Raw genomic sequence first — 11801 nt, 5'->3', positions numbered from 1 at the left:
AATTCTCAATTTTCAATTTATTCGTAGTGTACCATTGCAAGGGCCTCGGCAATCTTCTCAACGCCTTCCTGCAAAGGTTTCTCTACCATGCTTTTGATAAATGGGTTCAATTCGGCCTTTACCGTTACCTTCATTTTCGATGAGTTCTCATCTACAGGCAGCACCTGTACCCATACGTTGAAGGGAACGGGACTCTGAACCGTTTCGAACTTTACGCACTTAGGCTCTTCGCGATCGCAGATACGCAGTTTCAGTTCGCCTACAGGAGCCACATTAAGGCTCACGGTGTCGGCATCAAAACTAAATCCCTGTACCTTATCCTCGGGCACACGGTCGCGTACCTTCTCCAGATTGGTCAGATCGCTGATATTGTTGTAAACAGCCTGCTGCGAGTAAGGAACCAGCTTCACGCTGCTCTCAAACTTACTTTCTCCTCCGAATATTCCCATGGTTTACATTAAAGATTAAACATTAAACATTAAAAGATTAAACATTAAGATTAATCCTGTTTCCAGGTATCAGGACTCTTACGCCACTCAGCCAGAACGGCCTTGTCCTCTTCCTTAATATAACCAGTCTTGGCAGCCTCTTCAATCACTGCCTCATAGTTGCTCAGTGTAATCAGCTTCACGCCAGCCTCGGCAAAAGCCTTCTCAGCTACAGGGAATCCATAGGTAAACGATGCTACCATACCAATCACCTCAACGCCATAGTCGCGCAGTGCCTGAACAGCCTTCAGACTGCTACCGCCAGTAGAAATCAAATCCTCTACTACAACCACCTTGGCACCTTTCTTAATCTCGCCTTCTACCTGGTTGCCCATACCATGATCTTTTGGCTTTGGACGAACATAGCTGTATGGCAAGCCCAGCTCCTCGGCTACGAGTGCACCCTGTGCAATGGCACCTGTGGCCACACCTGCAACAGCCTCAGCTTCAGGGAAGTTCTCCTGAATAGCATGACAGAGCTCCAGCTTTACAAACGAACGCAGACGTGGGAACGAGAGCGTCTTACGATTATCAGTATAAATAGGTGACTTCCAACCCGAAGCCCATGTAAACGGGTCGTTTGGCTGCAACTTGATGGCCTGAATATCCATCAGTTTCTGGGCAAATTGATTCTTGATTTCCATAACGTTATTCTGTATTTTGGGTGCAAAGATAGTGTAAATCAGGCGAATAACCAAATTATTACCTATCTTTTTGTATAGCCAAGTGCCAGAACACTTATCTTTATGCCACCATTCTGGGCTATTTGCTTAGCACAAGCGGTTACAGTAGCGCCTGTAGTCACCACATCGTCAATCACCAGCAGGTGTTTTACCCCTGCAGGAATCTGGTTCAGCGCAAACATCTGTTCCACATTCTCAGCACGGCTCCATCTGCTTTTCTTGGTCTGACTCTCCACAAAATCCACGCGCCGCACCACATCGGTCAAAACAGGCAAACCTGTAATCTCGCTGATACCTTGGGCAATGGCATCGCTCTGGTTATAACCACGCTGGCGCAAACGTTTCTTGGCCAATGGTACAGGTACTATACCATCGATTCCATCGAAGAATCCCGCGCCTTGCATCTCTTTAGCCAACATACGTCCAAGAATCACACCTACCTCGGGGTGATCCTTGTATTTAAGCTGGTAGATCATGTTGGCGGTATCAGAATGGGCTTCGTAGTAAAAATAGGCGGCAGCACGCTCGATAGGAATCAAATGCCAGAAGCTTTTCGCCATCTCATTATCATAGGGATTAAGCCAAAAACCGGTACGTGGCAGATGAAAGTGGCATTTCATGCAAAGTACCTCTTCGGTAGCCGACAGTCGGCGACCGCATATCACACAAGTGCGTGGCGAAATAAAATCCAGTAATCGTCGCCAGAAACTAATCCATTTCATCGTCAATATCCATCTCTTCGTCAACATCCAGGCATTGACGAATGATACCATAGTCGAAGCCACGACTCAAGGCGAAGCGAACCAGTTTCTGATTCAACTCATAATCGTTGGCGGCTTTAATGCTTTTGCGTTTCTGTTTCAACAGTGGCACCAGCACCTTCAGGTACTCCTCATCGTCGATTTCATCGAGCACCCGCTGCTGTATATCATCATCTATACGCTTCATCCAGAGTGCCTGCTGCACCTTGCGGCGGCCCCATTTGTTATAGCGCACCTTATCCTTTACAAAAGCACGGGCATAACGTTCATTATCAATATAGCGCTCTTTGGTAAGACGCTCTACCACACGGTTCTGCGCCTCAGGGTCCATTCCCCAACGCTTCATCTTATCACGCATCTCCTGCTCGCAGTGTTCGGCCTGTGCACAGGCAGCCGCTAACTGCAGGTAAGCCTCTTGTTCTGTTTTCTCCTTTGTCATGCTTTAGTTGCTTTTATAAATCTTGTTTTGCCGTATTGGTCGTCAATCTTCGCAATATCTACAAAGCCCAAAGCCTGCAGATTTTCTACGATGGAATCGGCATAAATGGGATTAATTTCGTAATATAATCGTCCACCCTGCTTTAAGGCCAACTTGGCATAATGCATGATATGACGATAGAACAGTAACGGATCATCGTCGGGCACAAACAGGGCTGTATCCGGTTCGTATTTCAGCACATTTTCCTCCATTTCATCGGCTTCCTTCCGACAGATATAAGGTGGATTACTAACGATTACATCCCACCTGTCGGCCCCTGTCTCTAAAGCCAAGGCATCACGTTTCTCAAACTTCACATCAGCCCCAAGCGCCTGGGCATTATGCCGAGCAATGGCCAATGCCTCGTCAGAGATATCCCAAGCTGTAACTTTAGAGTCGGGAATATCCAATGCCAATGTAATAGCAATACAGCCGCTACCGGTACCAACATCCAATACAGAGCAGCCCTTTAACTTCCCTTTATCTTCTGCTAACTGCCCTTTAAATTCCTCTCCGATTAAATGGCATAATTCGGCTGTTTCCGGACGAGGAATCAGCACACCAGGAGCCACATAGAACTGGCGATCACAGAAGTCGGCCACACCCAAAACATACTGCACAGGCTCGGCTTTTTCGAGTCTTTGCATGATTTTTTCGAGTTCTGCTTGGTCGTTTGCCGATAATTGTGTAACTTTGCCACAATAAATATCGGCCGTTGACAGACCGAAACGTACATCAAGCACCCAACGGACAAGGGCTTTCGCCTCGCCGGCATCGTAAATCTTGCAGAGTCTTTGGCAAAGTTCTTCGTAATTCATGGTGCAAAAGTACAAAAAAGTAGTGAATAGTGAATAGTGAATAGTAAAAATAGTATGATAGACGACAAAAAATTCATGCAACGCTGCATTCAGCTGGCAAAAAACGGACAGCTGAACGCTAAGCCCAACCCCATGGTGGGCGCAGTTATTGTACATAACGGCCGTATTATTGGCGAGGGTTACCACGTGCGCTGTGGTCTGGCTCATGCCGAGGTAAACGCTTTTGCCTCTGTACGAGCAGAAGACGAGGCCTTATTGCCCGAATCAACCATCTACGTATCGCTTGAGCCCTGCTCACATTATGGTAAGACGCCCCCTTGCGCCGACTTGATTATCGAGAAAGGTGTGCGCCGTGTGGTTGTAGGATGTATCGATGAATTCGCCGAAGTTCAAGGTCGAGGCATCCAGAAACTACGCGATGCAGGCATCGAAGTAGAGGTAGGTGTACTCGAGGATGAATGCAAGGCATTGAACCGTCGTTTTTTCACATTCCATCGCGAAAAACGTCCTTATATCATCTTGAAATGGGCACAGACCGCCAATGGTTTCATCGACGATCATCACCAGCCCGTACAAATCTCAAGCGACTTTACCAAGATGCTTTCGCACAAACTGCGTGCTGAGGAGGATGCTATTCTAGTGGGGCGCGTTACCGATGAGCGCGAACATCCGCAGCTGAATGTACGCGAATGGTACGGACCTGATCCCAAACGTATGGTGATAGACCGTGCTCACCCGCTGAACCTCGAGAGCTTGCATGCTCAGAATATCCAGTCGATTATTGTCGAAGGCGGTACCGAAACGTTACAATCCTTTATCGTGCAAGGTCTTTGGGACGAGCTACGTGTTGAAACCAACACATCGCTGACCGTTAGCGATGGTACGCGTGCACCACAGCTGCCTGCTAGCGCCCAAGTGGTAAGCAGTCACATCTACGGTAAAAATGTGATTGTGGTTTATCAGCGAAAATACAGATAGTTATTTCCTACCAAAATCGGCAGGTACCTCACCCCACTTCTGTGTTTCCCATTTTATGATGGGATTACGGTACTGGTGGGTACGCAACCAGTTCTCGGCTCTTGCAATAATTTGGAAGAGCTGTTCGGTTTGTGGGGTGCGTTCAAGTGTAGTTTTACATTTGCCTTTCGACACCCATAGAATGGCATTATAACTATCCGAATATATGGTTTTATCGTGCCATCCCTTTTGCCAACAAAGTGCCAAGGCATGCACAATAGCCAAGAATTCACCGATATTATTTGTGCCTTTTACAGGACCAAAATGAAAAACCCTTGCGCCTGTAGTCAGATCAATACCCTGATACTCCATCGGTCCAGGGTTTCCGCTACAAGCAGCATCTACTGCAAAAGCGTCTGCCCTTACAGCCTCCCCCAACCCCCTCCAAGTAGAGGGGGCTTTAGGTGAATTCTGTACCTTTTTCTTATCCGATGGTATAATTTCCATAAGTGCTTTCTTAATGTTCCTAAGTACCTCTTGCGTATTTGCGACTACCTCCTCGTTCGTAAAACGAATAACAGTAAAACCGCTTTTCTGCAAATCCTCTGTCCTACTCTTATCCTTTACTATCTGCTTGTCTTCAAGGTGATACTGACCGTCTATTTCTATTACTAACTTCTTATGCAAGCAAACAAAATCTACAATATAATCCTTGATGATATGCTGCCTTCTAAACTTATGCCCATCAATACTTCTTGATTTTAGGATCTCCCACACGATACTTTCAGCCTCTGTAGGATGACTCATGTTGTAATCTGCATAAGCCCTTAGCAAGTCGTAATTGGCATTATCAGCCGTTTCATAAATATAGGTCATCTCACAATATGATTAAGCCCCCTCCCTTTGGAGGGGGATGGGGGAGGCTTTTTACATACGCTCAGGAACTTCGATGCCCAGCAGGCTCATACCGTTCTTGATAATCTTGGCCACATTCTTAGCCAGCATCAAGCGTACGGCCTTCTTCTGCTCATCGGGTTCGTTCAGAATGCTGTAATCGTGATAGAACTGATTGAACACCTTGGTGAGCTCGTAGCAGTAGTTAGCGATACCACTTGGTGAGTAATCCTTACCAGCCTGCTCTACAGCAGCACCAAACTCGTTCATCTTCTGAACCAGCTCTACCTCCTTCTCAGCCAGATCAACCTGAGCATTAGCAGGCTTCAAGCCCTCAGCCTCGGCCTTACGCAGGATCGAACGGATACGAGCGTAGGTGTACTGGATGAAAGGACCGGTATTTCCGTTGAAATCGATACTTTCCTCGGGGTTGAACAGCATGTTCTTACGAGCATCAACCTTCAGGATAAAGTACTTCAGGGCACCCATACCTACCACACGAGCAATCTCACGGCGCTCCTCTTCGGTCATATCGTCGAACTTACCCAGCTCCATCGAGGTCTTGTAGGCATCCTCTACCATCAGTGCCATCAGGTCGTCGGCATCAACAACCGTTCCCTCACGACTCTTCATCTTACCGTTTGGCAGTTCTACCATACCATATGAGAAGTGTGTAAGCTCCTTACCCCACTTGAATCCTAAGCGATCCAACAGGATAGAGAGTACCTGGAAGTGGTAGTTCTGCTCGTTACCTACCACATATATCATCTTATCGATAGGATAATCCTTGAAACGCATCTCGGCTGTACCGATATCCTGAGTCATATAAACCGAAGTACCATCGCTACGCAGCAGCAGCTTCTGGTCGAGCCCCTCGTTAGTCAGGTCGGCCCAAACCGAGTTGTCCTCGTGGCGCTCAAACAGGCCCTTAGCCAAGCCCTCTTCAACCTTAGCCTTACCCTTCAGGTAGGTCTGACTCTCGTAATAGATCTTATCGAACGATACGCCCATCTTCTTGTAGGTCTCGTCGAAACCGGCATATACCCAGTTGTTCATCTTCTCCCACAGAGCGCGTACCTCGGGATCGTTGTTCTCCCACTTAACCAGCATCTCGTGAGCCTCCTTAATCAGTGGAGCCTCCTGCTTAGCCTTCTCCTCGTCCATCCCCTGGGCTACGAGTTCCTTCACCTCCTCGCGGTAGTGCTTATCGAAAGCTACGTAGTAGTCACCAATCAGGTGGTCGCCCTTCTTGCCCGATGTCTCAGGAGTCTCGCCGTTGCCGTACTTCAGCCAAGCCAGCATCGACTTACAGATATGAATACCGCGGTCGTTCACGATATTGGTCTTCACCACCTTGTTACCATTGGCCTCCATAATCTGTGCCAAACTCCAACCCAGCAGGTTGTTACGTACATGGCCCAGGTGCAAAGGCTTGTTGGTGTTAGGCGAAGAGTATTCGATCATAACCAGAGGCGACTCGTCGGTAACCTGCTTCATGCCGAAACGCTCATCCTTATCGATAGCATCGAGCAACTGCAACCAGGCACCATCGCCAACGCTCAGGTTCAAGAAACCTTTTACCACATTAAACTTCTCAACAGCTGCACAGTTAGCAGTCAGGTATTCACCAATCTCCTGTGCTGTCTGCTCCGGACTCTTCTTGGCAGCCTTCACAAAGGGGAATACCACCAGAGTCAAGTTACCCTCAAACTCACTTCTTGTCTTCTGCAACTGCAGCATCTTCTCTGTGGCATCCATGCCATAGAGGGCCTTTACTGCCTCGCCTGCAGCCTTGCTGATTAATGCTTCAATATTCATATCTTTCGAATTTTGGGTGCAAAATTAATAAAAATATATGGAAATTAGATACTTAGTGTACAAAAAGTTACATCTTTGTACAAAAAAACGCACATAGTTTAAAACTTTTTTGTATCTTTGCGCCCGACGAGAGAGAAATAGAATGAGACATAGCCTTAAACATATCACCTTGGTCTTTGCTGTGATGCTGGCCTTGCCAGTAGCGGCAAAGGGTGAAAGATTTGTGTTTACTACCATCTGGACGGCGCAGGCACAGTTTGCCGGCTATTATGCCGCCAAAGAGAAAGGATTTTACGACGAAATGGGCCTGGATGTGGTTATCCAGCACCCTTCGCTCACCAGTTCGGCCTCCAACCGCTTGAAGACCGACCAGTGCGACGCCGCCATGTTTTCGATGATGTCGGCCATGGACTTCATTGCTCAAGGCACACCACTGGTAAACATCTTTCAGGACTCCATGAACAGCAGTAACATTTTAGTTTCGCGCTGGGGTGCTGATCCGTCAAAGATGAAAGGTCAGCGTGTGGGCATCTTCAATTCCGACCCCAACTACCTAACCTTTATAATGAGTAAGAAGGAAGGCATGAATTACGAGTGGGTACGTTTTACCAGCGACATCAACGTGTTCCTGTCGGGTGCCGTAGATGCCACTATGGTAGTGAGTTACAACGAGTTCTGCCAGCTGAAGCAGGCCGGATTTAATCTCCCCGAGAGAAGTTTGTATCGTTTTAGCGATCACGATTATAACATACAGGAAAACGGCGTTTATGTAAAACGCCAGTATTATGACACCCACCGCAGCACCGTGGGTAAGTTTGCAGCCGCCAGTCGCCGTGGCTGGGAGTGGGTAGCCGCCCACCCCGACGAGGCCTTGGAGATTGTTATGAAGTATGTACGCAAGAACGGTATCCACACCAACCGCGTGATGCAGAAGATGATGCTCGAAGAGGTGTTACGCCTGCAGATTGATCGCGAATCGAAACGCCGCGAGTTCCGTGTACGTGCCGATATGGTACGAAAGGCCAGTAAGATGATGTTCGAAGCCGGCATGCTGAAACGCGAAGTAACCTATAAAGAACTGATTGGCCTATGAAAAAGCACCCTTGGATAACAGCTGCCTTTGGTGCAGCACTCGCACTGTTGCTGGCAGCAGTACTCATCTATAGTCGCCAGATTATACAGCAGCAGGCGATGGACGATGCCGTAAAATCGCTACAGCAGGTCATGGAGCGTACCGACCGTCATCTGCATCAGATAGAGGCCGCAGCCGACAGTCTGATTCCCAAGATTGAGCAGCATATCGACCAGCCCGACATGATGTTTGCGTATAGCAGAGAGTTGCTGAAGCAGCACCCCGCCCTGAAAGGCTGCAGCATCTCGTTCGATCCCTATTTCTATAAAGAGAAAGGTCAATATTTCTCGGCTTACTCGTATAAAAAGGGTAACCGCATCGTAACCGAACAGGAGGGTAACGACAACTATCAGTATTTTTATATGGACTGGTACGTTATCCCACGTATGCTGTACCACTCGTACTGGATAGAGCCGTTTGCCGAGAAGAGCACCAGCGGTATTGTGGTTAATGATATTATGACCTCGTACTGCCAGCCCATACAAGGTGGCCCCGATAAAACAGTGGGTATCCTCTCGGCCGATGTGCCACTGAGCTGGCTGGCCGATCAGATAGAAAACTATCAGCCCATGCCCAAATCGTATTGCATGCTGTTAGGTCGTGGCGGCTCCTACATTGTTCATCCCGACAGCACCCGTCTGCTGTACGAAACCATTTTCACCTCTACCATCGAGCATCCCGACACAGCCCTTACCTCATTGGGCCGTGCTATGACCGATGGCGAAACAGGTTACAAGTCACTACGACTGGATGGCGTAGATAGTCATGTATTCTACATGCCGTTCCGCCAAACAGGTTGGAGCATAGCCCTTGTATGCCCCAACGAGGTTATTCTCAGCAACTATCGCCTGTTGCTTTATTTCCTATTGCCACTAATTCTATTATCCATTATGCTCATGTTCATGCCTCTATGGCGCTTGCTGTTCCGCCGACGCCACTTTGCAGCCGTGCTGCTACCCTTGCTTGTACTAACTGCCACCTCGTGCCACAACAACCAGCCGAGTAAACCAACAGCCTCGGACCAAGCCAGCCCCGAAGAAAAAGCCAGCGACAAAATTAGAGAACAGCTGGACGCGTACGAGGGCAACCGCTGGTTCCAAGTACTCGACAGTTTGGAACAGGCAGGCAAGATAGCCACCTGCCAAGCCGATTATTTGAGGGCATCGAAATACGACGAAATGGAGCAGTTCCGTTCTGCTTTGATTTTCTACAACAAGGCCATCGAAGGCGACAAATTATTACACATCGACAATGCACAATACTACGATGCCGTCATGGGATTGAGTACTATCTACCTGAATAACGATAACAATGTAGAGCTTGCCTTGGGAACTGCCACAAAAGGACACGAGACTGCCAGTAAGGATAGTACCCTGATTGGACAAGACCATACAAACCAGTTCATCATGGAAATTGGCATGTGTCAAATGCGATTGGGACGCAACGACGAAGCAGTACAAACCTTTGAGAATGCCCGTCAGGGGGCCGAACAGCTAGCACAACGCTATCCACAAAGTCCCCGTTGCCAAGAAAGTTGCATACTGCTTGCCGCAAATATCATCAATTATTACATGAACATAGGCTGGTTCGATCGCGTAGAACCTTGGCTCAATATGATGGAGTTGGCACTTGAACGCTACGCCGCCACCAATGCACCTACACAAAAATACAGCAATTATCTGGCCACTCTTACTGGCGACAAAGCCATTATGTGGGCCATGACGGGGCATCCTGAAGAAGCCGAAGCCGCCTATCAGAAATTTCTATCCACCGATTATGCCAAATCTTTCCGTGGCGTATACGATCAGGCCTTTTATCTGGAAATGACCGAACAGTGGGAAAAACTGCTTTCTATTGCACTTCGTATAGATTCCGCCGAAATAAAAGAAGGCGTAACGCCTACCATCGACTATTTGATAACAAGCCCATCAACCTTATTTAAAGCGATGCTGAAAACTGGTCGAAAGGAAGAGGCTTTACAAAAAGCTGATCAAATTATCAATTTACTCGATACGGTTAAAGCCATCCAACATCGTAGCGATGCCGAGGAATTAGCTGTGATTTACGAAACCGAGCAGAAAGAGCAGGAGATTGCCGCCCAGCGAGCCTCACTCAACAGTCAGCGCATGCAGGCCATCGTAGTAGTGGTACTGTTGCTGTTGATATTCTTGGGTGTGCTGTTCGAGTTCTATCGCAAACTGCGCCGTGCCCACACGCTGCTTGAGATTAGCTATAACAACCTGGTGATAGCCAACGAACGCGCCGAGGAATCGTCAAAGATGAAGACCAACTTTATTCGTCAGATTTCACACGAGATACGTACGCCACTGAATATCCTGAGTGGTTTTACACAGATTATCACCATGCCCGATATGAAGCTCGACGAGGCTACCCGCACCGATATCAATCATAAGATTGTGGAGAATACCGACCGTATTACCGGTCTGGTTAACAAGATGCTGGAACTGAGCGATGCCAGCAGCCAGGCCGTTATCGACCGCACCGACAATGTGCTGGCCGTACAGATTGCGGCACAGGCCACCGATGCCAGCGAGGTTGCCAATGCCAAGCACCTGAAGTTCGACTTACAGGTTGGCGACGCCGAAGGCGCAGTAACCATCACCACCAACGAGCAGGCTGCTACCCGTGCGCTTACCATGCTGCTTGATAATGCCCGTAAGTTTACCCGTCCGGCCGAGGCTAAGAATGAAAAACAAACTGAACTGCAACAGGTTACGCTTACACTCAAAAAGACTGAGAGCACCATCGAATTCATCGTTGAGGACACAGGTATTGGCGTCCCCATCAATGAAGCTGAACATATTTTTGATGAGTTTGTACAGTTGGATGAGTACTACGAGGGTACAGGTATCGGACTTACCGTAGCACGTTCGTTGGCACGCCGACTGGGTGGCGATGTGGTGCTCGATACCACCTACACCTCAGGTGCCCGCTTTATCATGACGTTGCCTTTGGCCTAACTAAATCAAGCCAAAGTGCTGCAGGGCCTTGCGCACACCCTCATCGTCAACCGATGCAGTAATGTAGTCAGCCTCAGCTTTCAGTTCGTCGATGGCATTACCCATAGCTATGCCCACACCGGCCTTACGCACCATGGTAGTGTCGTTACCGCCATCGCCAAAGGCCATGGTATGGTCGGGATTCAGCCCTAAGTGCTTGGCCATTGTCAACAGTCCCTCGCCCTTATCGGCACCTAATGCGGTTACATCGGTAAATGCCTGATGCCAGCGCCCTGAGGTACAGCCTGGCACGCGTGCCATCAACTCTGCCTCATAATCCTTACTAAAGAAAGGTGTTATCTGCATAATACGCTGCTGTAGCACCTCCTCTACAGGCTTGGCTTTATCCAGATTCTCCACCGCTAAATGCTGACGGAAAATCTCATCCACCTGTCCCTGCGGGTCGAGCACAGCCACATCCTTTTCGCCAACCACTATCACACCATAGTTCTTTTCTATGGCATCATCCACTATCAATCGGGCCTCGTGTGGCGGAATACTCTTACAGGCCACCACCTCATCGCCTACAAAACAGTAAGCGCCATTAGTAGTTACATACCCGTCGATCAGGTGCTCGATAGCACCCAGGTTGGTTATGATAATAGGTGGGCGCCCGGTAGCTATAAACACCTTGTGTCCATTGGCCTTGGCCTGTGTAAGTGCCAGGATGGTAGAAGCGGGAATCTGGTGTGTTTCGAAACTCACCAGCGTACCATCGATATCAAAGAATAATGCGTAACTTGTCTGCATAT

The 11801-nt window shown here is 48.4% G+C and carries 11 protein-coding genes; 3 read left to right on the top strand and 8 right to left on the bottom strand.

Features of this window, described 5'->3' with window-relative positions; all coding sequences use genetic code 11:
• Positions 1-17: 17 nt before the first annotated feature.
• The 5 genes from T499_RS0108755 to prmC form a co-directional block, all read right to left on the bottom strand.
• On the bottom strand, positions 18-449 hold the full coding sequence (locus T499_RS0108755; protein WP_033150676.1) for an SRPBCC family protein: 432 nt from the start codon (positions 447-449) through the stop codon (positions 18-20).
• 50 nt (positions 450-499) lie between these two features.
• A complete protein-coding gene (gene pyrE / locus T499_RS0108750) occupies positions 500-1132 on the bottom strand; it encodes an orotate phosphoribosyltransferase (RefSeq protein ID WP_033150675.1) in 633 nt (210 codons plus the stop codon).
• Positions 1133-1194: 62 nt separating this feature from the next.
• Positions 1195-1893 (bottom strand): ComF family protein, encoded by a 699-nt coding sequence (locus tag T499_RS0108745; RefSeq protein ID WP_033150674.1) that lies wholly within the window; start codon positions 1891-1893, stop codon positions 1195-1197.
• The gene (locus T499_RS0108740) at positions 1880-2371 is read right to left on the bottom strand and encodes a regulatory protein RecX (RefSeq protein WP_033150673.1); all 492 of its coding nucleotides are present in this window, start codon (positions 2369-2371) and stop codon (positions 1880-1882) included. The genes T499_RS0108745 and T499_RS0108740 overlap by 14 nt, the downstream gene beginning before the upstream one ends.
• Positions 2368-3228 carry a peptide chain release factor N(5)-glutamine methyltransferase gene (gene prmC, locus T499_RS0108735; protein WP_033150672.1) on the bottom strand — a complete coding sequence of 287 codons (861 nt, stop codon included), beginning with the start codon at positions 3226-3228 and terminating at the stop codon, positions 2368-2370. The genes T499_RS0108740 and prmC overlap by 4 nt, the downstream gene beginning before the upstream one ends.
• A gap of 54 nt (positions 3229-3282) precedes the next feature.
• Between prmC and ribD the strand changes: the two genes are divergently transcribed.
• The gene (gene ribD, locus T499_RS0108730) at positions 3283-4206 is read left to right on the top strand and encodes a bifunctional diaminohydroxyphosphoribosylaminopyrimidine deaminase/5-amino-6-(5-phosphoribosylamino)uracil reductase RibD (RefSeq protein ID WP_052173576.1); all 924 of its coding nucleotides are present in this window, start codon (positions 3283-3285) and stop codon (positions 4204-4206) included.
• Here the strand turns inward: ribD and T499_RS14470 are convergent, their stop codons facing one another.
• Both T499_RS14470 and argS read right to left on the bottom strand, forming a co-directional pair.
• Complete coding sequence (locus tag T499_RS14470) at positions 4207-5061, bottom strand: DUF559 domain-containing protein (protein WP_013064769.1); 855 nt, start codon at positions 5059-5061, stop codon at positions 4207-4209.
• A gap of 51 nt (positions 5062-5112) precedes the next feature.
• A complete protein-coding gene (argS, locus tag T499_RS0108720; RefSeq protein WP_013065554.1) occupies positions 5113-6897 on the bottom strand; it encodes an arginine--tRNA ligase in 1785 nt (594 codons plus the stop codon).
• 142 nt (positions 6898-7039) lie between these two features.
• Between argS and T499_RS0108715 the strand changes: the two genes are divergently transcribed.
• Positions 7040-7990, top strand: coding sequence for an ABC transporter substrate-binding protein (locus T499_RS0108715; protein WP_033150670.1), 951 nt, complete (start codon positions 7040-7042; stop codon positions 7988-7990).
• Positions 7987-11010, top strand: coding sequence for an ATP-binding protein (locus T499_RS0108710; RefSeq protein ID WP_033150669.1), 3024 nt, complete (start codon positions 7987-7989; stop codon positions 11008-11010). The genes T499_RS0108715 and T499_RS0108710 overlap by 4 nt, the downstream gene beginning before the upstream one ends.
• Here the strand turns inward: T499_RS0108710 and T499_RS0108705 are convergent, their stop codons facing one another.
• Positions 11011-11799: a Cof-type HAD-IIB family hydrolase gene (locus T499_RS0108705; protein WP_033150668.1), complete on the bottom strand. Its 789-nt coding sequence runs from the start codon at positions 11797-11799 to the stop codon at positions 11011-11013. It lies immediately after the preceding gene.
• Positions 11800-11801 lie beyond the last annotated feature (2 nt).

This window comes from Prevotella sp. RM4, from assembly GCF_000701965.1.
Lineage (GTDB): Bacteria > Bacteroidota > Bacteroidia > Bacteroidales > Bacteroidaceae > Prevotella > Prevotella ruminicola.
Note: the sequence above shows the minus strand (reverse complement) of the source record. Positions and strands in the feature narration are given on the sequence as shown.